This window comes from Aeromonas sp. 604443, assembly GCF_049170315.1.
GTDB classification, from domain to species: Bacteria; Pseudomonadota; Gammaproteobacteria; order Enterobacterales; family Aeromonadaceae; genus Aeromonas; species Aeromonas veronii_A.
This window is the reverse complement of record NZ_JAAKMI010000012.1, coordinates 75,059-96,564: the sequence shown is the minus strand read 5'-3', so window position 1 is coordinate 96,564 and position 21,506 is coordinate 75,059. Positions and strand designations below refer to the sequence as shown.

Below are 21,506 nucleotides of genomic sequence, written 5' to 3'. Positions count from 1 at the left end.
TCGGAATAATCGACGCTGAGCGATTGTCGCGAGTTGCTTCTCCCCGTTTACCATCTCTCCCGTCGAAGCAACAAAGGCATCCTATATGTTATTAAGTCGTATGTTTCTGGCCCGGCTGTTTTTGACCGGCGCCATCGTGACCGAGGTCGCCGGCACCTCCAGCATGACCATGATCCCCGAGCAGGGGGCTGGCTGGATGAATTACATCCCGATGTGGCTGTTGATCGGTTTCTCGTACTGGTTGCTGGCGAAAGCCGCCAAAACAATCTCCATTGGTATTGCGTTTGCGCTCTGGGAAGGGCTCGGGATCACCCTGATCACCATAGTGTCGGTCATGTTCCTCGGTTACGATGTGACCGTTCAGGAGCTGATTGGCCTGGCTCTCGCGATAGTGGGGATTGTTATGGTGACCATGGGGGAGACCCATGATGAGCCTGCAGACAAGTCAGTAGAAGCGGAGGCCACAGCATGAGTCCGTTTGTGATTGTATTGGGTGCCGCACTGATCGATATCGGCGCCAACATGGCCATCAACCGCTCCAAGGGTTTTCGTTACAAGGGGTGGGGCTTCCTGGGGATCATGCTGGTACTCGGCGCCTTTACCCTGCTCTCGGAAGCGGTAAGTGGTGGCCAGATTGACCTGGCTGTTGCCTACGCCACCTGGGGGGCTATCGGCATCGTCGGTACGGCGCTGGGCGGTTTGCTCTTCTTCGGTGAGCGGCTCAAGCCCATCGGCTGGGCTGGCATGATGGTGATGGCGCTGGCTGTCGTTATGCTGACTACCGCCTGATAACCTGAAGCAATAACAAAAGCCGCCCGGTTGCAACCGAGCGGCTTTTTGTTTGGCCGACAGTTTGACCGACTCAGGCTCAGCGCGGCGCTTCGTAGAGCTCCAGCGGCAGGCCGTCGGGGTCGGCGAAGAAGGTAAAGCGCTTGCCGGTCAGCTCGTCCACCCGCACTGGCTCAACATCGACTCGATGGGCATGCAGATGGGCGATGACCCGGTCAAGATCGCTGACCCGAAAGGCGAGATGGCGCAGGCCGCACGCCTCGGGGCGGGAGGGGCGCTCGGGAGGCGAGGGGAAGCTGAACAGCTCCAGCTGGCCGCCGTCCGGCAGGGCCAGATCCAGTTTCCACGACTGGCGCGCCTCGCGCAGGGTCTCGGCGATGATGGGCAGCCCCAGCACCTCGTGATAGAAGTGGCGCGATCGCTGGTAATCGCTGGCGATAATGGCAATGTGGTGAATAGCCTCAAACAACGGCTGGCTCATGATGACTCCTTGTAAGCAGGCTGGGGAGAGGGGCCGCCCGTGCAGCCCCTCTCGCGATGTCAGTTGAAGAATCCACCGAACCACTCATCCAGGGCACTGCGTGGCGTCGTACTGCCGGCACAGCTGGTCGGGGAGCCCATAGTCGAGGTCTTGGCCGGTACCTGCAGGCTGCCCGGGCAGTCGCTGGTGACGCGGTTGCCGCTGGCACGGGAGAAGTTGGCCCAGGTGATCCCCTCCGGGATCTGCAGGCTCAGGCTGTTGACGCCTCGCTGGCTCATGTAGCCGCTAAAGAGCTGCAGTGCCCCGCTTGCGCCGGTCAAGCCCGCCGGGGTGTTGTCGTCGCGCCCGACCCAGATACTGACCAGCTCGTTGTTGTCCATCCCGGTAAACCAGGAGTCGCGCAGCTCGTTGGTGGTGCCGGTCTTGGCTGCCATGGTGGCGCCGGGGAACTTGGCACTGAGGGCGCGGGCCGTGCCCTGACTCACCGTCTTGGTCATGGCGAACAGGGTCAGCCAGCTTGCTTGCTGGTCGGTGACCCGCTTGGCGGTCTGATCATGCTGATAGAGCAGGCTGCCATCCCCGTTGACTACGGCGCGAATGGCCGACAGCGGCTGGGTCAGTCCCTGATTGGCGATGGGCAGATACATCTGGTTCACCTCCAGCGGCGAGAGGGCCACTGCCCCCAGCACCAGCGACGGATAGGGCTGGATCTCCTGCTGGACTCCCAGCTTGTGCAGGGTGTCGACTACCTTCTCCAGCCCGACTTGCAGACCCAGATTGACGGTCGGTACGTTGAGGGAGCTGGCCAGCGCATCCATCAGCGGCACGCTCTGGCGGAACTTGCGATCGTAGTTCTGTGGCGTCCAGACCTGACCATCCTGACCGCGAATGCGGATCGGCTGATCTTTGAGCGGGGTCGCCAGGGTCAGACCGTTTGAGAGACCGGTGAGGTAGACCGCCGGTTTCACCAGCGAGCCGATCTGGCGGCGGGCATCCAGTGCCCGGTTGAACCCGGCGTAGCGGGGATCGCGGCCACCCACCAGCGCGACCACTTCGCCCTTGTGCCAGTCGGAGACCACCATGGCCGCCTCCAGCTTCTTCTTGCCGCGCAGTTTTTCGATATCGGCGAGGCCCGATTCGACCGCTCGCTCGGCCGCGTGCTGGGCGATGGGGTCGAGGCTGGTGAAGATCTTGAGGCCGGACTGCTTGAGCAGATCGGCGCCGAAGCGGCTCTGGATTTCCCGCTTGAGCAGTCCCATAAAGGCCGGGGTGCGGCCATAACTCATCTGGCCACGGGTGATGATGCCGAGGGGTTGGCGGCTGGCCAGTTCATACTCTGCCTGGGTCAGGCTGCCGTGATCCATCAGCAGCTTCAGCACCAGATCACGGCGGGTCTTGGCCCGCTCCGGGAAGCGCCATGGGTCGTAATAGGAGGGGCCTTTCACCAGACCGACCAGCAGGGCGACCTGATCGATATCCAGCTCGTTGACCGGAATGCCGAAGTAGAAGTAGGAGGCGAGGCCGAAACCATAGACCCCTTGCGAGAAGTTCTGCCCAAGATAGACCTCGTTGAGGTAGGACTCCAGGATCTCGTCCTTGCTGTAGCGATAGTCGATCAGCACCGCCATATAGGCTTCCTGCAGTTTTCGCCACAGGCTGCGTTCACGGGTCAGGAAGAAGTTTTTGGCCAGCTGCTGGGTCAGGGTACTGCCCCCCTGCACGGTACGACCCGCGATCAGGTTGGCGAACATGGCCCGCATGATGGCCACCGGCGAGACGCCGCCATGCTGGTAGAAGTCGCGATCTTCGGTGGTGAGCAGGGTCACCAGCAGGCTGTCGGGCACTTCGGCGATACGCACCAGCAGGCGATCTTCCCGATCTTCGGTATTGAGGCGATCGAGCAGCACCGGGTCCATCTGGGCGTAACCGAGCTGGCGCTGGTTCTCCAGCGACTGGATCCCCTCAAGGCGCGGGCCGTTGAAGGTGAGGCGCAGGCCGCGGGCTCCGTCGGCGCCGTCATAGAACTCGAACGGGCGGCGAATAAGCTCGATGCGGTTGCCGTTGATGGTGTATTCACCCGGCGTGTGAGGCTGGCGCACCTGCTTGTAGCTCAGCATGTTGAGCTCGCGCAGCATCTGGTCCCGCGACAGGCGCTGGCTGGGGTAGAGCTCCAGTGGACGGCTGTAGACCATCACCGGCAGCTGCCACTTCTCGCCATCGAAGCGCTCGCGCACCTTGGTATCGAGGTAGATGCCAAACACCACCATAAAGGCCGCCACCACCAGGGAGAGCTTGAAGCCAAGCCAGAACAGCTTGCGCCAGATGGTGCGTTTGGGCGCTGCCTTCTTGGGGGCACGCTTGCGTCGTTGGGTTGCCATAAATCCTCTTTGCTTTCCTTTCTACTTGTTATGTCGCATTCGCGAACGTCCGAGCGGGATTAACCCGTCGAACCTAGATGCCCATCTTCTTTTTGGTGACTTTGGTCGGCATCGCCTCCAGCGGATTATCCGGCCAGTAGTGGCGGGGATAGCGTCCCTTCATCTCTTTCTTCACCTGTTCGTAGGATCCTGCCCAGAAAGCGGCCAGATCGGCAGTGATCTGCAGCGGTCGCTGGGCGGGGGAGAGCAGCTCAACTACCAGCGGTACCCGGCCATCGGCCACGCAGGGGGTTGAGCCTTGCCCGAACATCTCCTGAATGCGCACCGGGATCACCGGTGCTTGCCCTGGCTGATAGCGGATCCGCACCCGGCTGCCGGTGGGCGCTGCAAAGTAACTCGGCAGCGCCTCGTCCAGCCGTTTGGGCAACGGCCAGGGCAGGGATTGGCGCAGGATGTCGCCGAGGTTGAGCTTTTTCAACTGCTCCAACCGGGTCATGCCGCTCACCGCTGGCAGCAGCCACTGTTCCAGCGTGGCCAGCAAATTTTCCTCATCCATCGCGGGCCACCCCTCATCGGGCAGCCAGTCGCGGGCGCAGCGCAGACGGGCCAGCAGCCCTTCGCTGCTCTCGTCCCACGGCAGCACATGCAGCCCCTTGCGGCGAATGCCTTGCAGCAGGCAGCGCCCTTTCTGCTCGTCAGAGAGTTCGGTCAGTGGTCGCTGGCTTAGCACCAGCTCGCCGAGCACCTGCTGGCGTTCGGCGCGCACCCGCTCTTCCCGTTCATCCCAGTCGAACCACTGGCGCTCGCTTACCAGTTCCGGCAGCAGGCGTACCAGCTCGTCCAGATCGACCGGTTCGGCGATAAAGATGCGGCTGCCGCGATCGTTTTGCCCCATCTCGATGGCGATAAGGGCCCCTTGTCCCTGACAGGGATGACCTTCTACCAGATCGCAGCTCACCCCACCACTGAGTTGATAGCGACTGCCGCTGCGCAGCTTGCCGATGCGATCCGGCCAGGCGAGGGCGCAGAGTAGCCCCAGCCACTGACCCTGCGCACTGGCAGGGCGCACACCAAGCCGTTCAAACCAGCGGGCCGCGCTCTGGCGCAGGGCACTTTGACGGCGGTGAAACAGCACAGAGAGGCGCTCCGATCCTCGCAGATCTTCTTCCTGCAACGCCACCAGATAAGCGGCATCGGCGACAATCCCTGTCAGACCTTCAGCTTCCAGCTCGCGGGCGCGCAGCAGCATGCGGGCGAGACGAGGGTGGGTACCGAAGGCCGCCATGGCACGACCAGCGGGAGTGAGTTGTTGCTCACCCTCCGGCTTCATGGCGCCAAGAGCCACCAGCAGCCGCTGGGCGCTGGCCACCGCAGCGGCGGGAGGCATATCGAGAAGCGGCAGATCTTCCACCTTTGCCCCCCACTGGGCGGCGTCCAGCAGCAGGCCGGTCAGCTCCTGAGTGAGGATGTCTGGCGGGCTCTGCTCGGCGAGCCGCTCCTGCACCTCGCTGCTCCAGAGCCGGTAGCAGATACCGGGGCCGAGGCGACCGGCGCGGCCTGCCCGCTGGGTGGCGGAGGATTTGGCTATCTGGCGGGTTTCCAGTCGGGTGACACCGCTTTTCAGATCAAAGGAGGCCCGTCGTTCCAACCCGCTGTCGATCACCACCGAAATCCCCTCAATGGTGAGGGAGGTCTCCGCCACATTGGTGGTGAGCACCAGCTTACGGCGGCCCGCAGGCGCTGGTTCGATGGCTGCCTGCTGCGCCGCCATGTCGAGGCGGCCGTAGAGTGGGGCGAGGGTCACGTCGTCCGGCAGTTTGTCTGCCAACCATTGCGCCAGTCGCTCGATCTCACCCTGTCCCGGCAGAAAGACCAGCAGGCTGCCATCTTGCTCGGCCAGCGCTTCGAGCACCACGGCGCCGACTTGCGGCTCCAGCCACTGCTGGCGATTGGCGGGGCGGTAGTGGTAGTCGATGGGGAAACCGCGCCCTTCCGAGCGAACCACAGGGGCATCCGGCAACAAGGTCTCGAGTGCCATGCCATCCAGGGTTGCGGACATCACCAGTAGCTTGAGGTCATCGCGTAATCCCTGCTGGCTCTCGATGGCGAAGGCCAATGCGGTATCGGCGTGCAGGCTGCGTTCATGGAACTCATCGAAGATGACCAGCGAAACGCCAGTAAGCTCAGGGTCTTGCTGCAACATCCGGGTCAGCACCCCTTCGGTGACGATCTCGAGCCGGGTCGCTGAGCTGGTGCGGCTCTCGCCACGCACTCGCAGGCCGATGCGCTCGCCCACCTTCTCCCCCAGCTGGCGCGCCAGAAAAGTGGCGATATTGCGCGCAGCCAGGCGCCTTGGTTCCAGCATGATGATGCGGCCGGGCAGCCGGTTCTGACGCACCAGCTCCAGCGGCAGCAGGGTCGATTTGCCTGCGCCGGGAGGCGCCTGCAGGATCACGCTGGTGTGGCTGTCGAGGGCGGCAAAGAGTTCGGGTAATACCGAAACGATGGGGAGCTGGGACAAAGCGATTAGCACCTTTTGTGGCAACCGGTAAAACGGCGCCTATTCTGCCACAGCCACCCGCACCACCGTGAGTGGATGTGCGGAGATGGTCACTCGGGCGGGAGGGTGGCGAGACATGGCCGGATGGCTGCCATAGAATGGGCCCATCCAATGAGCGTGAAAAAGGCATTATCACCACATGGCCAAACTTTTTTTTGCCCTGCCCGTCAAGGAGCTCGCCCCCGAGCTCATCGCCTGGCGCGATAAGCTGCCCTGGCCCGGTCAGCCGGTGCCACAAGCCAACCTCCACCTGACCCTGGCTTTTCTGGGTGAGGCGGACGAGTTGACCACCCGCCGCCTGATCGCCGCCGTAGAGCGTCAGCACTGTCCGCCGCTCTCCATCAGGCTGGATGAGATCGGCTGGTTCAGCCGGGCAAAGGCTGCCTGGATTGGCCCGAAGGAGTGGCCCAACGAGCTGACCGTGCTGGCTAAGGCGCTGCGCCGCCACGGCGAGAAGCTGCGCCTTGGCAATGGCGAGCAGGGTTATCGCCCCCATGTCACCCTGTCGCGCAAGGCGGGTGAGGCTCCGGCCATCCTGCCTGCCCCAAATTTTCTGCTGCAGGCCGATGAGTTCTGCCTCTATCAATCCATCTCGACTCCGGACGGGGTGCGCTACGAGCCGCTTGCCTGCTGGCCGCTGCGCGCCCGGGTAAAAGAAGACGCGCGGAGGGCTAACCCGTGATCTTTGATCCCCCCCTGCAATCGGGCCAGCTGGTGGCCCGCTACAAGCGCTTTCTGACCGATGTGCAACTCGATAACGGCGAGGTCATCACTATCCACTGCGCCAATACCGGTGCCATGACCGGTTGTGCCGATCCGGGCACCCGGGTCTGGTACTCCACCTCCGATAACCCCAAGCGCAAGCTGCCCAACAGCTGGGAGATCGCCGAGAGCCCGGCGGGCCACTTTATCTGCGTCAACACGGCGCGCGCCAATCAGATCGCCCGGGAGTTGATCGAGCAGGAGGCTATCGCTCCGCTGGCGGGGTACAGCCGGTTGCGCACCGAGGTGAAGTATGGCGAAGAGAACAGTCGCATCGATCTGTTGCTGGAAGATGACGAAAAGGGCAATTGTTACATCGAGGTAAAATCGGTCACCCTGCTCGACGAGCGGGAGGAGGCTGGCATGGGCTACTTCCCGGATGCGGTCACCGCCCGTGGTGCCAAGCATTTGCGCGAGTTGATGGCGATGAAAGCGGCGGGCCACAGGGCTGTGCTGCTCTTTATGGTGTTGCACTCAGGAATAAGCCGGATGCGCCCTGCAACCCATATAGATCCGCACTATAGTCTGCTAATTGAGCAGGCAATTGCGGCGGGGGTTGAAATTTTATGCTATCGGCCCCATGTTGGGGTGCAAGGCATGGTGGCTCAAGGGTTTATCCCGTTTGAATCTGGTCACCTGTTACCCGAGGGGAGGGCATAAATATTGGAGTGGGTAACATTATTGGTACGGCTCGTTTGCTTACCCGTTACCCTTCTGCTATAGATGTCGCCCTCAATTTATGGATGGCACGGGTAGCGTGCTGAATTAGGAGACAGGGCATGCCAACAGGCGAAAACAGGAAATCTCTGGGCCCCCTGGCCATTGCGGGTGTCGCGCCTTACCAGGAAAAGCCGGGTGAGGAGTACATGAATGACCAACAAAAGGCGCATTTTCGCAAGATCCTGGGTGCCTGGCGCAACCAACTGATGCAGGAAGTTGATCGTACCGTCGACCATATGAAAGACGAGGCTGCCAACTTCCCGGATCCCGTGGATCGTGCCGCGCAAGAAGAAGAGTTCGCTCTTGAACTGCGTACCCGCGACCGTGAACGCAAGCTGATCAAGAAGATCGAGAAGACCTTGCAGCTGCTTGAAGACGATGATTTCGGTTACTGCGAACACTGCGGTATCGAGATCGGTATCCGTCGTCTGGAAGCCCGTCCGACTGCCGACCTCTGTGTCGATTGCAAGACGCTGGCCGAGATCAAGGAAAAACAGATGGCCGGTTGATCCCGACCCTCTGGTATATGAAAAAGGGAGCTTGCGGGCTCCCTTTTTTATTGAGCTTTTGGCGGTCGCGCTCCAGAATGCAGCCTCAATGAATCGCTTACCCGAACAGTCATGCCAGTGAATCCCCCGTCCTCACCCCTTGTGCGCCCCTATGTCGGCCGCTTTGCTCCCTCACCCTCAGGCCCGCTTCATTTCGGTTCGCTGATCGCCGCCCTCGGCAGCTTTTTGCAGGCCAGAGCGCAGCAGGGGCGCTGGCTGGTGCGCATCGAGGATATCGATCCGCCTCGGGAGATGGCGGGGGCGGCCGACCTTATTCTCAAAACCCTTGAGGCATATGGTCTCGAGTGGGATGGGGAGGTGATGTTCCAGAGTGCGCGCCACGGCCGTTATGACGAGATCATCGACCAGCTCTATCGGGCGGGGGACCTCTACTGGTGCCGTTGCACCCGGCGCGAAATTATGGCCGCGGGCGGTCTCTACAGCGGCCACTGCCGCACGCTGGGGCTGGCGGCCGAAGGTTGCGCCGCCCGGCTGCGCCAGCACCATCCGGTCTACCACTTCGACGATCGTTTGCAGGGCCATATCGCGGTCCCGGCGGCGCTCGCCGAGGAGGATTTCATTATCCGCCGCCGCGACGGGCTCTACGCCTACAACCTGGCAGTGGTGGTGGATGATATGGACAGCGGCATCACCGAGATAGTGCGCGGCGCCGATCTGCTGGAGCCCACGGTGCGCCAGATTGCCCTCTACCAGACCCTGGGGGCGCCGGTGCCCGACTGGGTGCATTTGCCGCTGGCGGTGTTGGCAGATGGCAACAAGCTCTCCAAGCAGAACCATGCGCCGGCCCTCGCGCTTGATGAGGTGCGACCAGCCTTGTGGCAGGCGCTGCACTTCCTCGGCCAGTGTCCTCCCCCCGAGCTGATGGCAAGCAGGATCGACGAGATCATCGGGTGGGGCATCGCCAACTGGCGGCTCGATCGGGTGCCAGCCAGCCAGAAGATCCCGCTGGACATTGAGTAAAGAGAGCCGGTTTTCGTGTAACAGTACGCGAGCTATGTGCAGATTGACCGCTATTTTCGCTGACAGACGGTTTCATGCGGGATCAATTGTCAGCACGGTTTTTCATTTGGTTAGGCGTGAGCTATGCGCAAGTAGACCGCTATTTTTTGGCTCGGTTTGATTCAAATGAGCTGAAGTAGCCACATGGTTTTTCATTTGTGCAGGCGTGAGCTATGATAGGCCGCTATTTTTTGGCCTCCCGTCAATTTAGAAGTCATGAAGAGGTGTACCATTTTTTCCCAGATCGCAAACTTTTGCCGCAAGGTGCTCGGCAAGGAAGACGGCGAGCAGTCGGCGGAGTCCCCCATTCCGGCCCGTGTTGCCGGACAACGTCGAACCCTGAGTCGTGACCAGCACCCGATTTCGCGCAAAGAGATCAGCGAGAATGCACTCAAGGTGCTCTATCGCCTGAACAAGGGCGGCTACGAAGCCTACCTGGTCGGCGGCGGAGTCCGGGATCTGCTGCTCGGGAAGACGCCCAAGGATTTCGACATCGCAACCGATGCGACGCCGGAGCAGATCAAGGCGCTGTTCAGCAACTGCCGCCTGATTGGCCGTCGTTTCCGCCTGGCCCACATTGTGTTTGGTCGTGACGTGATCGAAGTGGCCACCTTCCGGGGTCACCACCATCAGGTCAATACCAGCAAACATGTGTCGGCCCAGTCTGATGAAGGCATGCTGCTGCGCGACAACGTCTACGGCACCATCGAAGAGGATGCCGAGCGCCGCGACTTTACCGTCAACGCCCTCTACTACAGCGCCAAAGATTTCACTCTGCACGATTTCGAAGGGGGTCTGGAAGATCTGGCCGAGCGCAAGCTTGAGCTGATCGGCGATCCCGAGACCCGTTATCGTGAAGATCCGGTGCGGATGCTGCGCGCCGTGCGCTTCGCCGCCAAGCTGGATATGACCATCAGTCCGCGTACCGCCGCCCCTATCAAGGAGCTGGCGCCACTGCTGCAAGACATACCGGCTGCCCGCCTGTTTGAGGAGACCCTCAAGCTGTTCCTGGCTGGCGACGCTCTGGCGACCTACAAACTGCTGCGCGAGTATGGCCTGTTCCAACAGCTCTTCCCGCAAGTGGCGGCGCTGTTTACCCCGCACGGCAACTCGCCCTGTGAGCAGTTTATCGAGCAGGCACTGATCGATACCGACACTCGCGTTCGTGAAGATAAACGCGTCACTCCCGCCTTCCTCTACGCCACCCTGCTGTGGGGCTGCGTCGAGGCCCGTGGTCGGGTGCTGGAGAACGAGAGCGGCCTGCCCTGGTATGACGCCTTCATGCTGGCGATCAACGAGGTGCTGGACAATCAGGTGCGGATCATCGCCGTTCCCCGCCGTTTCACCACAGATGTCCGCGATATCTGGGCACTGCAACAGCGGTTGACCCGTCGTCAGGGCAAGCACCCCGAGCGCGCCATGGAGCATCCCAAGTTCCGCGCGGCGTTCGACTTCCTGTTGCTGCGCAACCGGGTCGAGCGTGGTCTCGGCGAGCTGGCCAGCTGGTGGGAGCGCTATGTTGCCTCCAATCCGGATGTGCGCCCGCAACTGCAGCGTGAAGCGACCCGTCGCCCGGCCAGCGGTGAGCGCGGCGAGGCTCGCAGCCACGATGGCGAGAAGCGCAGCAGCAACAGCCGTAACCGTCGTCGCCCCCGTCGCCGCAAACCGAAAGTAGCCGAGTGACAACAGACGTGATGACCGAGGTCTTCATCGCCATTGGTTCCAACCTGTCTGATCCGCTGGGTCAGGCTCGTCGCGCCGTTGCCGCCTTGGCAAGGTTGCCGGAATCTGTGCTGGTGGAGGCCTCGTCGTTTTACAGCAGCCGCCCCATGGGGCCTGCTGACCAACCGGACTACGTCAATGCCGTGGCCCGGCTCAATACCCGGCTCGCGCCCCTTGCGCTGCTGGATCAATTACAAAAAATCGAGCTGGAACAGGGACGTGTGCGCAAAGATGAGCGTTGGGGGCCGAGAACTCTGGATCTCGATCTGCTGCTCTATGGGGATCAGGTGATCAACCATGAGCGCCTGATCGTACCCCACTACGGCATGAAGGAGCGGGAGTTCGTGCTGCTGCCCCTTGCCGAAATTGCGCCTGCTCTGGTGCTGCCCTGCGGCACCCCGCTCGCCCGACTGGTTGCCCGCTGCCCGCACAATGATTTGGCCATCATTGCCCCGCGTGCAGACGTACAGGAGCCTCTATGAGCAAGATCACCACCGCCAGCCTGCTGAAGATGAAGCAGGACGGTCAAAAGTTCACCGCCATCACCGCCTATGATGCCACCTTTGCCAAGCTGTTCGACGACGAGGGGGCCCACGTGCTGCTCATCGGCGATTCACTGGGCATGGTGCTGCAAGGGGGTCAGGATACCCTGGCGGTCAACATGGATGAGATGGTTTATCACACCCGCTGTGTGGCGCGCGGTGCCAGCAAGGCACTGGTGGTCGCCGACATGCCGTTCATGAGCTACGCCACCCCCGAGCAGACTTACCAGAACGCCGCCCGCCTGATGGCGGCCGGTGCCCGCATGGTCAAGATGGAAGGGGGCGACTGGCTGTGTGACTCCATCCGCCACCTCACCCGCAACGGGGTGCCGGTGTGTGGTCACCTCGGTCTCACTCCGCAATCCGTTCATGTCTTTGGCGGCTTCAAGGTGCAGGGGCGCGATGAGTTTCAGGCGCAGGAGATCTACCGTCAGGCCCTCGAACTGCAAGCGGCCGGTATCCAGCTGCTGGTGCTCGAGTGTGTGCCCACTGCGCTGGCCGAGCGCATCACCAAGGCGCTTCGCATCCCGGTGATCGGCATTGGTGCCGGCCCCGCGACCGACGGTCAGATTTTGGTGATGCATGATGCCTTTGGCGTCACCTCCGGCTATGTGCCCAAGTTCACCAAGAACTTCCTGGCCGAGACCGGCGATGTGCGTGCCGCCATCCGCCTCTATGTTCAGCAGGTGAGCGAGGGGAGCTTCCCCGGCCCGGAGCACTGCTTCAACTGATCCTGGCGGTTGCATGATGGGGGCTGCGGCCCCCGTCTCTGCTTCTCAGCCTCGCACAGTTAATCCGTATCTTATTGATTCATCTAAAGGTGAACTGCTGATAGTCATGTTCGTGCCCCATCCCGCCCGAGCGCTATTTGTGGATGCAACCCGTCTCTCTTTTTGATTTATCGGAAGGTGAACTGCTGATGTTGGTCGTAAACAATCCCGTCGTTCTGCGTGAGCAGATAAGCCAATGGCGCCGTGAAGGGCGTGCCATCGCATTCGTGCCCACCATGGGCAATCTGCATCAGGGCCACCTGACACTGGTGAAGGAGGCACACAGCCACGCCGAGAAGGTGGTGGTCAGCATCTTCGTCAACCCGATGCAGTTCGACAAGGCCGAGGATCTCGCCAACTATCCGCGCACTCTGGAGCAGGATTGCGCTGCGCTGGAAGCGGCCGGTGTCGATATGGTGTTCACCCCGACCCCGGAGATCATGTATCCGCAGGGGTTGGCCAGCCAGACCTTCGTCGAGGTGCCGGGTCTCTCCAATCTGCTGGAGGGGGCGCTGCGCCCGGGTCACTTCCGCGGGGTCAGCACTGTCGTCACCAAGCTGTTCAATCTGGTACAGCCGGATGTGGCCTGCTTTGGCCAGAAGGATTACCAGCAGTTGGCGCTCATTCGCAAGATGGTGGCCGACATGGCGATGCCCATCGAGATCGTCGGCGTGCCGACCGTGCGGGCTGAAGACGGGCTGGCGCTCTCTTCGCGCAACGGCTATCTGACGGCCGCCGAGCGTGCCATTGCTCCCGAGCTGGCGCGCACCATGAACTGGATCGCCGAGCAGATTGAAGCGGGTGACCACCACCTGCCCTCCTTGGTGGCGCAGGCCAGCCAGCGCCTCGACAACGCCGGTTTTCGTACCGATGCCATCGACATCGTCGATGCCGCCACCCTCGAATCTGCCACTGACGAGAGCGCGCAGCTGGTGATCCTGATGGCTGCTTATCTTGGCAAGGCCCGTCTTATCGACAACCGCGTCGTCACCGTAAAGAAGTAATTCTCCCGATTGCCAGCGGACGCCTTCCCGGGCGTCCGCTGCTTTTTCACGCCTGCACTCTCCTGCATTCCGGCGTTTTGTTCTGCGGCCCTGCCCGCATCCTCCTTTGTTTCAATCCACTCTCGGCCTGATGGCCGCTACAGGTATTCATGATGTTTGTCCTGATTGCATCGCTTGTTTTCTGTCTGCTCTGTTTTGCTCTCACCCGGTTACCCTCCGGGTTGCCGCTCTCGCGCAAGGTGCTTGCGGGTCTGCTGTTTGGCGCCCTGTTCGGGCTGGCGCTGCAACTGGGGTGGGGTGCCGATGATGCCGGCGTCCAGCAGACCCTGGAGTGGGTCAATATCATCGGCGGCGGCTATGTCAGCCTGCTCAAGGTGGTGATGATGCCGCTGGTGTTCACCTCGATCCTTTCTGCCATCAACAAGCTGGAGCAGGCCCAGTCCCTCGGCAAGATCAGCGCCGTGTTGATCGGCTCCATGCTGACCCTGGTGATGATCGCCGGTGTGGTGGGGATGACGGTGACCCATCTGAGTGGTCTCACTGCCGAGGGGCTGCTGAGCCACGGCAGCGACACGGCTGCGCTGCAACAGAGCATGAGCACCATCGACAGTGCCCAGACCCTGCCGGCCTTGCTGCTCTCGCTGGTGCCCACCAACTTTGCCGCCGATATGGCGGGCAGCCGCGGTCTCTCGGTGATCGGGGTGGTGATCTTCACCGTGCTGGCCGGGGTTGCCCTGCTGCAGTTGAAGGCGGAGCATCCAGAGGCTGGCGCTCGCGCCGCCCTCGCCATCGACACTCTGCAACTGTGGGTGATGAAGATGGTGCGGGTGGTGATTGCGCTCACCCCCTATGGCGTGATGGCGCTGATCGCCCGGGTGGTGGCCCACTATCCGCTGAGCGAGATCCTCAGCCTGCTCGGCTTTATTCTGGTCTGCTACGTCGCCATTCTGGCGATGTTTGCGGTGCACATGGTGATCCTGCTGCTGATCGGCCAGAACCCGCTACACTACCTGCGGGAAGTGTGGGGCGTGCTTACCTTCGCTTTTGTCTCCCGCAGCAGCGCCGCCTCCATTCCCCTCAGCATCGAGACCCAGCAGCGTCTTGGGGTGCCCGCCAGCATCGCCAACTTTGCCGCCTCGTTCGGTGCCAATTTGGGGCAGAACGGTTGTGCTGGCATCTATCCGGCCATGATGGTGGCGATGATTGCCCCCATGCTCGGTATCAACCCGTTTGATCCCCTGTTCCTGCTGACTCTGCTGCCGGTGATTGCGCTGGGCTCCATCGGGGTGGCTGGTGTCGGCGGTGGCGGCACCTTCGCCGCGCTGATCGTGCTCTCCACCCTCAACTTCCCCATCGCGCTGGTGGGGGTGATGATCGCCATCGAGCCGCTGGTGGACATGGGCCGTACTGCTCTCAACGTCAACGGCTCCATCATGGCGGCCATGATCACCAAGCGGTTGCTGGGCAAGCAACAGCTGGCCCAAGCGGAGCAGCCGCAAGAGCAGGCCGCCAGCTAACCCCGAGTGTTGCCCAATATGAAAGAAGCCCGCAGTTGCGGGCTTCTTTCATATCGGCTGTGTTGCCTTGTGAGCAAACGCGGTTACTCGGCAGAGACGGGGTAACCGGCGCCTTTCCAGGCGAAGATGCCGCCCGGCACCCGATAGACCTGTTGATAGCCCTGATTGACTGCCCAGGCGGCAGCGTTGTGGCTGCGGCCGCACTTGACGAAGCCGCAGTAGATCACCACGGGGCGAGCTTTGTCTTCACCCAGCAGCGCCTGGAACTGCTCCGGTGTACCGCTTCCCTCGACAATCTCGCTCCAGTTGTCGCCCGCTTTCGCCTCTTTCACGAAGGCAAAGTTCTTGGCGCCCGGGATGTGCTCTTTCTTGTAGGAGTCCTCATAGGGCATGGTGTCGATGATCACCAGCTCCTCGCCCTTGTCCATCCGGGTTTTCAGCTCGGCCACGGTCAGCAGCTGATAGCCCCCCTGCTGCGCCTCCTGTGCCAGCTGCACAGCCGATTGCTCAAGCTTCACCTCCTGCTCGAACTGGTTGTCGCCACAGCCCGCGAGGGCAAAGCTGGCGGCGATCAGCGAGGCCAGCAGAGTGCGGGATCGCAATGTCATCATGTCACTACTCCTTTAGTACAGGAAAAACGGGAACGGGAAAAACGGGGCGGGAAGTTCGCAGCAGGGCGCCCGCAAGCGTCAGTAGCAGCAGATCCCGCACAATGGCCTCCGGCAACGAGCTGAGATCAGCCCTGCCCAGACAGCCGCAAGAGATGTCGAGCCCGATGGCAACGCCATAGCCCAACACCGGAATAAACAGGGCGAGCAGCCCGATCACCAGCCAGAGTCCCCAGCGCCGGTTGGCGATGACCGCCAGCCCTGCGCAGAGCTCAAGGGCAATCAGCCCCCAGGCCACTGGCGGGATCAGTGACGGCCAGATCAGCCCGAAGGCCGCGATCTGTTCGAAAAACAGGGCGGGGGAGACCAGCTTGAACCCGGCGGAGGCGAGGAAGAATCCCCCCAACGCCAGATTGGCCAGCATGCGCAGATAAACGGCCATGGGAGAGCTCTTTATCATCCATGACTCCGACTGCCAGCCACAGGCGTTTGCTTCGCCATGTCCGGGCTATCGGCCGGATAGCGGGCCAGCTCCTGATAGTCGCCGTCCGCTTCGCAGCGAAAGACGGCAGCGGTTTCACCGTTCTGACACCACTGTTGCCACTCATCTGGCGGGCAGTGGAGGCGAATGGCGAGGCCACAGCCGGCGCTGAGCAGGCGCGGCACGTCGCAGACCCGAAACGACTGGTCGTGCTGCTCCAGCCGCTTGCGCAGTCTGACCGTGCCGAGGGTAGAGTGGAACAGGTAGAGAAACTCCTGATTCATGATTTGCCTCCCGTGCTGGCGCGCGCGCCGAACAGGGCGGCACCCAGCGCACCGGCAAACTGGGCATCCGGGTGGGTGGCCACTTCGCAGCCCAACCCTTCGGCCAGATAGTGGCGGAAGGTGGCGCAGTGGCTGACACCGCCGGTAAAGAGTACGCTCGGTCGGGCGCCGAGGCGGCCGATAAAGTTGGCACTGCGCCGGGCCATGGAGCGGACGATACCGGCCAGGATCGACTCGGCGGGAATGCCCGCCGAGCGCAGGCTGATCGCCTCCGATTCGGCAAACACGGTACACATGCTGCTGATGTCGTGGGGCTCGGCCCCTTGCAGCAGTTCGTCAAGCTGCTCGACCCGAGCTCCCAGAGTGCGGGTGATCACCTCGAGAAAGCGACCGGTGCCGGCGGCGCACTTGTCGTTCATCAGAAAATCGGTGAGGTTGCCGTCGCTATCGAGCTGGATCACCTTGCTGTCCTGCCCGCCGATGTCGATGACGGTGTGTACCGACGGGCAGAGCAGGCGAGCCCCCAGCCCATGGCAGGAGATCTCGGTAACCCGGCGATCGGCGAACGACGCCAGATCGCGGCCATAGCCGGTCAGGGTCAGGTGGGGGCGCTCTGGCAAATCGGCCGAGAGCTCCTCCCAGCCTTGCTCGATGGCAGCCAGCGGACGAAAGGGGGTCGGCACCAGAAAACGGCGGACGATACGCCCACCATCCCGGCTGTCGAACAGGATCCCCTTGGTCGCGGTGGAGCCCGAGTCAATCCCGATGGAGAGTGACACGGCGTCTCCTCACAGCATCTCGATAAAGGCGGCCAGCCGGGTGGCCAGTTGTCCCTTGTCGGCGCTGGAGTAGTCGGTCTCGACTGCCATGTAGGGGATACCGTGGCGTTCGCGCACATGGCGCTTGATGGCGAGCGACTCCACCGCATAGGTGTGGCAAGCCTGCAGGATCACATCGATCACTCCGTCCGCCTGATACTCCTCCACCATCTGGCTCAGCAGATTCATGCGCTGGTGGTTGGGGGAGATGCAGGAGCAGCCGATGGCCAGATACTTGTCGGTCAGCGCATCGAACGGGTCGCCCTCTTCGCTGACGCACTGCTCGGTTGCCTTGGCGCCGGTGCAGTTCTCGTAACCCACCACCCAGCCGCCGTGCTCCTCGATGAGGCGGACCACCTTGTCGGCCGCGCCGCCGATGGGGCAGCCGGTGATGAGGATGCGCGGGCGGGCATCGAGCCGCTTGCCCTCGGCATACTCTACCTTGATGCGGCGGGTCATCTCCTGCAGCTCGCTGATGAGCTGCTCCTTGTCGAAGCGGAAGGTGGCACCATAGACCACCTTGAGCAGGTCGGTACCGCTGAGTGCCGGCGGATTGAGCTGGCCCAGCCGGTAGAAATCGGCCAGCGCGCGGCGCTCGCGGTTTTTCAGCACGATGGCGTCTCGCAATGCCTGCTCGCTGATGGGCTTGCCGAACTGCTGCTCCAGCAACTCTTTGAAGCGGACGATTTCGCTGCGCCACAGGGTGCGGGAGGCCTCGTCATCGGCGCGGTTGGGCAACTGCATCACATGCACCGGTTTGAACTCTGCCATGTACTCGTACATCTTCTTCTTGCCGTCGCAGGTGGTTTCCCCCACCACCAGATCGGAGAAGTAGAAGTAGGGGCACTTGTCGGTCTTGCCAAAACCGTAGCTGCTCTTGATCAGCGGGCAGAGGTTGCGGGGCAGATCTTTCTCGGCCTCCTCGATGGTCTCGTCGCTGGTGGAGCAGAGCGATACCACCACGGCGCCGGCGGCTATCGCCACCTCCTGCGGCATAAAGGTACAGTAGGTGCCGACCAGGGGGATCTGTCGCTCCTTGAGTGCCATTACAGCCAGAAAGCCCTGACGACGGGCATCTGAAAAGCTATCGAATATGGCTGGCAACTCGGTGATAAGTGACATAGGCGATCTTGCCCTGATGAGAGAAATGAAGAGACGGACGAGCCATCCGTGACGGCACATCCAACCGCGAGAATTATACCTTTGGGGGGGATTCGAAAATTGCGGTGGATCACAAGGTGTCAGGTAAATCCTTAATGACAGGCAGGTTATTGAGAAGGGGGCTGGCAGGTTGAAGGGGCTACAGGGGGAATAAAAAACGGGCACCGCGAGGTGCCCGTTCTGGTCATTAGTGGCGCAGGCCGGTGCCGCGGGAGATGAGCCACCAGGCGATACCGTAGAGGGCCACGATAAAGCCGATGATGATGAGGTAGGCGGTGCCGAGCGGCACGTCGGAGATACCGAGGAAGCCGTAACGGAACGCGTTCACCATGTAGATGATGGGGTTCACCTGGGAGACACCCTGCCAGAAGGGGGGCAGCAGGCTGATGGAGTAGAACACTCCGCCCAGATAGGTGAGCGGCGTCAGCACGAAGGTGGGGATGATGCTGATGTCGTCGAAGGTCTTGGCAAACACCGCGTTGATAAGGCCACCCAGCGAGAAGAGGATGGCGGTCAGCAGCACGGTGAAGCAGACGCTGAACAGGTGGTGGATCTGCAGCGGCACGAAGAACAGCGACACCAGGGTGACGATAAGGCCGACGCAGAGGCCGCGTGCCACGCCCCCGCCCACGTAACCGGCGATGATGACGTAGTTGGGCACCGGTGCGACCAGCATCTCCTCGATATTGCGCTGGAACTTGGCGCTGAAGAAGGAGGAGGCGACGTTGGAGTAGGAGTTTGTGATCACCGACATCATGATGAGGCCGGGCACGATGAACTCCATGTAGGTGAAACCGCCCATGTCACCGATGCGCGAACCGATCAGGTTGCCGAAGATGACGAAGTAGAGGCTCATGGTGATGGCCGGTGGCACCAGGGTCTGGATCCAGATCCGGGTAAAGCGGCTCACCTCCTTGGCCAGAATGCTCTTGAAGGCGATGTAATAGATGGCCAGATTCATGCTTTTCTCCCCTCTTCGACCAGATTGACGAACAGCTCTTCCAGTCGGTTGGCCTTGTTGCGCATGCTCACGACCTGCACCTGCTGGTTCGACAGCTGTTCGAACAGGCTGTTGAGTGACTGGCTCTTGTCGAGATCCACTTCAAGGGTACGTTCATCCTGCATGCGGCCGTTGAACTCTGGCACCTCAGGTACGGCAGAACCTGGCGCAAGGTCGAGCAGGAAGGTCTCACGACCCAGCTTGCCCAGCAGGTTTTTCATGCTGGTGTTCTCGATCAGACGACCCTTGTCGATGATGCCAATGTTGCGGCAGAGCATCTCGGCCTCTTCCAGATAGTGGGTGGTGAGAATAATGGTGACGCCCTGCTCGTTGAGATCCTTGAGGAAGGTCCACATGGAGCGGCGGATCTCGATATCGACCCCAGCGGTCGGCTCATCGAGGATCAGCAGCTTGGGCTCGTGCATCAGGGCGCGGGCGATCATCAGGCGACGCTTCATGCCGCCGGAGAGGGTGCGGGCAGGCATGTCGCGCTTCTCCCACAGATCGAGCTGGCGCAGGTACTTCTCGGCGCGGATCTTGGCTTCCGCCTTGGGCACGCCGTAGAAACCGGCCTGATGGGTGACAATCTGGATCACCTTCTCGAACTGGCTGAAGTTGAACTCCTGCGGCACCAGTCCGAGTTGGGCCTTGGCCTGTTCGAGATCGCTGTCGATGTCGTAGCCAAACACCTTCACCTTGCCGGCGCTCTTGTTCACCAGCGAGCTGATGACGCCGATGGTGGTGGACTTGCCCGCACCGTTCGGGCCGAGCAGGGCGAAGAAATCCCCCTGCCTGACGGTAAGATCGATGCCTTTAAGGGCTTCAACGCCCCCCTGATAGGTCTTTTTCAGGCCGCTGATTTCCAGTGCGTTCATTGCAACCTCTGTGATGGTTGAATCCGGCTCGATACAGAAAAGGCGGCCAAGGCCGCCTGCACAGAGTAAAGGGCGCAAGGCCGCTTCACCCGTGATATTCCTGAACCTGGCTTACTCCTGGGGTACCACTTTGCCGATAAACGGCAGGTTGCGGTACTTCTGGGCGTAGTCGATGCCACAGCCGACCACGAATTCGTCCGGAATGGCGAAGCCAATCCAGTCGACCGGCACCTGCACTTCGCGGCGGGAGGGTTTGTCCAGCAGGGTGCAGATGGCCAGGGATTTCGGCTCGCGCAGGGAGAGGATCTCGCGCACCTTGTTGAGGGTGTAACCGGTGTCGATGATGTCTTCCACGATCACCACATCCTTGCCCTTGATATCATCGTCCAGGTCTTTGAGGATGCGGACGTCACGGGTGCTGTGCATGCCGGAGCCGTAGCTGGAGGCGGTCATGAAGTCCAGGGTGATGGGCAGCTGGCACTGGCGGCAGAGATCGGCCAGGAAGATGCAGGAACCGCGCAGCAGCGCAATCATCACGACTTCGTCAGAACCCTTATAGCGGGCGGTGATCTCTTCACCCAATTTGGCGATCCGGGCGGCTACTTCAGCCTCGGAGATCATCACCTCGACGGTGTGTTTCATCACTTACTCCCATAAGGCCAAAGGGGATTTGGCCGTTCATGAATATCAAAACCGATGATTCTACCACTCATGTTGAAGGGTGCTAGAGATACGTGGTGCTTTTATCGGCTTATTTTAATTGATAGAGTTAGCAGGCACTCAGGCATGATTAGTTAAAATACTATAAACACCATAATCAATAACTATTAGATGATAAAAACTATGGAACCACGCGCAGAAATAAGACGTCGTACCCGGCTGTCGCCGGAAGCTCGTCGCTCCCAATTGATGGAATGTGCCATCGAGGTGTTCTCCCGTCGCGGCATTGGCCGTGCAGGTCACGCCGAGATAGCCGAACAGGCCAAGGTCTCTGTGGCTACCGTCTTCAACTATTTCAACACCCGCGAGGAGTTGGTAGATGAGGTGCTGGCCGAGATCGAACGCTTTGTGAACCAGATGCTGTCGCAGGCATACGGTGACCAGGGCTCCATTTTCGACAAGATCCAGCGTCATGTACGCCTCTCTGTCGATGCCGCCTACGATCAACCGGATTATGCCGGTATCTGGCTGGAGTGGAGCTCATCGGTTCGGGAAGAGGTATGGCCCCGCTATACCCGGCTGCTCGATCACTGCCTTGAGCTGATCGCCAGCGAGCTGCAAACCTCCATGGATGCAGGGGAGATCACCAGCGTGCTGTCAGCACAGGATCTGGCCCGCTCTCTGACCGGTTTTGGCTATGTGATGATGCAGATGATCAATCAACCTCAGCGCCCGGCGCGCCAAGAGGTGACTGATTTCCTGTTCAAGTACGTGACGGCGCCAATTCAGGCTCGCTAACACGGCTT

The 21,506-nt window shown here is 61.3% G+C and carries 23 protein-coding genes; 12 read left to right on the top strand and 11 right to left on the bottom strand.

Annotated elements, in window-relative coordinates; genetic code table 11:
- Positions 1–85 precede the first annotated feature (85 nt).
- Complete coding sequence (locus G5380_RS15830) at positions 86–472, top strand: DMT family transporter (RefSeq protein WP_179902532.1); 387 nt, start codon at positions 86–88, stop codon at positions 470–472.
- Positions 469–789 (top strand): SMR family transporter, encoded by a 321-nt coding sequence (locus tag G5380_RS15825; RefSeq protein WP_005335659.1) that lies wholly within the window; start codon positions 469–471, stop codon positions 787–789. Before G5380_RS15830 ends, G5380_RS15825 begins: the two co-directional genes overlap by 4 nt.
- Positions 790–868: 79 nt before the next feature.
- On the opposite strand, the gene G5380_RS15820 is transcribed toward G5380_RS15825, so the two are convergent.
- The 3 genes from G5380_RS15820 to hrpB all read right to left on the bottom strand — a co-directional run bounded on the left by G5380_RS15820 (position 869) and on the right by hrpB (position 6,169).
- The gene (locus G5380_RS15820; protein WP_421206899.1) at positions 869–1,270 is read right to left on the bottom strand and encodes a VOC family protein; all 402 of its coding nucleotides are present in this window, start codon (positions 1,268–1,270) and stop codon (positions 869–871) included.
- Between the two features lie 59 nt (positions 1,271–1,329).
- The gene (gene mrcB, locus G5380_RS15815; protein WP_421352895.1) at positions 1,330–3,648 is read right to left on the bottom strand and encodes a penicillin-binding protein 1B; all 2,319 of its coding nucleotides are present in this window, start codon (positions 3,646–3,648) and stop codon (positions 1,330–1,332) included.
- Positions 3,649–3,721: 73 nt separating this feature from the next.
- Entirely contained in the window at positions 3,722–6,169 is a 2,448-nt protein-coding gene (gene hrpB, locus G5380_RS15810; RefSeq protein WP_337073487.1) for an ATP-dependent helicase HrpB, read from the bottom strand.
- Positions 6,170–6,347: 178 nt separating this feature from the next.
- Between hrpB and thpR the strand changes: the two genes are divergently transcribed.
- From thpR to G5380_RS15765, 9 genes are all read left to right on the top strand, one after another.
- The gene (thpR, locus tag G5380_RS15805; RefSeq protein ID WP_337073488.1) at positions 6,348–6,890 is read left to right on the top strand and encodes an RNA 2',3'-cyclic phosphodiesterase; all 543 of its coding nucleotides are present in this window, start codon (positions 6,348–6,350) and stop codon (positions 6,888–6,890) included.
- A complete protein-coding gene (sfsA, locus tag G5380_RS15800) occupies positions 6,887–7,630 on the top strand; it encodes a DNA/RNA nuclease SfsA (protein WP_337073489.1) in 744 nt (247 codons plus the stop codon). The genes thpR and sfsA overlap by 4 nt, the downstream gene beginning before the upstream one ends.
- A gap of 119 nt (positions 7,631–7,749) precedes the next feature.
- Positions 7,750–8,199, top strand: a complete 450-nt coding sequence (gene dksA, locus G5380_RS15795) for an RNA polymerase-binding protein DksA (RefSeq protein WP_005335644.1) — start codon at positions 7,750–7,752, stop codon at positions 8,197–8,199.
- Positions 8,200–8,310: 111 nt separating this feature from the next.
- Positions 8,311–9,219 (top strand): tRNA glutamyl-Q(34) synthetase GluQRS, encoded by a 909-nt coding sequence (gene gluQRS, locus G5380_RS15790; RefSeq protein WP_337073490.1) that lies wholly within the window; start codon positions 8,311–8,313, stop codon positions 9,217–9,219.
- Positions 9,220–9,474: 255 nt separating this feature from the next.
- Complete coding sequence (pcnB, locus tag G5380_RS15785; RefSeq protein WP_337073491.1) at positions 9,475–10,941, top strand: polynucleotide adenylyltransferase PcnB; 1,467 nt, start codon at positions 9,475–9,477, stop codon at positions 10,939–10,941.
- An 11-nt stretch (positions 10,942–10,952) separates the two neighbouring features.
- Positions 10,953–11,462 (top strand): 2-amino-4-hydroxy-6-hydroxymethyldihydropteridine diphosphokinase, encoded by a 510-nt coding sequence (folK, locus tag G5380_RS15780; protein ID WP_005354659.1) that lies wholly within the window; start codon positions 10,953–10,955, stop codon positions 11,460–11,462.
- A complete protein-coding gene (gene panB, locus G5380_RS15775) occupies positions 11,459–12,253 on the top strand; it encodes a 3-methyl-2-oxobutanoate hydroxymethyltransferase (RefSeq protein ID WP_042063124.1) in 795 nt (264 codons plus the stop codon). The genes folK and panB overlap by 4 nt, the downstream gene beginning before the upstream one ends.
- A gap of 188 nt (positions 12,254–12,441) precedes the next feature.
- Positions 12,442–13,296 carry a pantoate--beta-alanine ligase gene (gene panC / locus G5380_RS15770; protein ID WP_019445357.1) on the top strand — a complete coding sequence of 285 codons (855 nt, stop codon included), beginning with the start codon at positions 12,442–12,444 and terminating at the stop codon, positions 13,294–13,296.
- A gap of 152 nt (positions 13,297–13,448) precedes the next feature.
- Entirely contained in the window at positions 13,449–14,813 is a 1,365-nt protein-coding gene (locus tag G5380_RS15765; RefSeq protein ID WP_421352894.1) for a cation:dicarboxylate symporter family transporter, read from the top strand.
- 83 nt (positions 14,814–14,896) lie between these two features.
- Here the strand turns inward: G5380_RS15765 and G5380_RS15760 are convergent, their stop codons facing one another.
- The 8 genes from G5380_RS15760 to hpt form a co-directional block, all read right to left on the bottom strand.
- Positions 14,897–15,424 (bottom strand): rhodanese-like domain-containing protein, encoded by a 528-nt coding sequence (locus tag G5380_RS15760; protein WP_421209631.1) that lies wholly within the window; start codon positions 15,422–15,424, stop codon positions 14,897–14,899.
- A 4-nt stretch (positions 15,425–15,428) separates the two neighbouring features.
- Positions 15,429–15,863, bottom strand: a complete 435-nt coding sequence (locus G5380_RS15755) for a MauE/DoxX family redox-associated membrane protein (RefSeq protein ID WP_421209633.1) — start codon at positions 15,861–15,863, stop codon at positions 15,429–15,431.
- 14 nt (positions 15,864–15,877) lie between these two features.
- Positions 15,878–16,186, bottom strand: a complete 309-nt coding sequence (locus G5380_RS15750) for a DUF3343 domain-containing protein (RefSeq protein WP_421209635.1) — start codon at positions 16,184–16,186, stop codon at positions 15,878–15,880.
- Positions 16,183–16,965, bottom strand: a complete 783-nt coding sequence (locus tag G5380_RS15745) for an acyl-CoA dehydratase activase (RefSeq protein WP_159164277.1) — start codon at positions 16,963–16,965, stop codon at positions 16,183–16,185. Before G5380_RS15745 ends, G5380_RS15750 begins: the two co-directional genes overlap by 4 nt.
- 9 nt (positions 16,966–16,974) lie before the next feature.
- Positions 16,975–18,126 carry a double-cubane-cluster-containing anaerobic reductase gene (locus G5380_RS15740; RefSeq protein ID WP_182963267.1) on the bottom strand — a complete coding sequence of 384 codons (1,152 nt, stop codon included), beginning with the start codon at positions 18,124–18,126 and terminating at the stop codon, positions 16,975–16,977.
- Positions 18,127–18,352: 226 nt separating this feature from the next.
- Positions 18,353–19,126: an ABC transporter permease gene (locus G5380_RS15735; protein WP_019445351.1), complete on the bottom strand. Its 774-nt coding sequence runs from the start codon at positions 19,124–19,126 to the stop codon at positions 18,353–18,355.
- On the bottom strand, positions 19,123–20,040 hold the full coding sequence (locus G5380_RS15730) for an ABC transporter ATP-binding protein (protein ID WP_100652864.1): 918 nt from the start codon (positions 20,038–20,040) through the stop codon (positions 19,123–19,125). The genes G5380_RS15735 and G5380_RS15730 overlap by 4 nt, the downstream gene beginning before the upstream one ends.
- A 111-nt stretch (positions 20,041–20,151) precedes the next feature.
- Positions 20,152–20,682, bottom strand: coding sequence for a hypoxanthine phosphoribosyltransferase (hpt, locus tag G5380_RS15725; protein WP_421352893.1), 531 nt, complete (start codon positions 20,680–20,682; stop codon positions 20,152–20,154).
- A gap of 201 nt (positions 20,683–20,883) precedes the next feature.
- Here hpt and G5380_RS15720 point away from each other — a divergent pair, with 201 nt between their 5' ends.
- A complete protein-coding gene (locus G5380_RS15720) occupies positions 20,884–21,498 on the top strand; it encodes a TetR/AcrR family transcriptional regulator (RefSeq protein WP_019445349.1) in 615 nt (204 codons plus the stop codon).
- Positions 21,499–21,506: the final 8 nt, after the last annotated feature.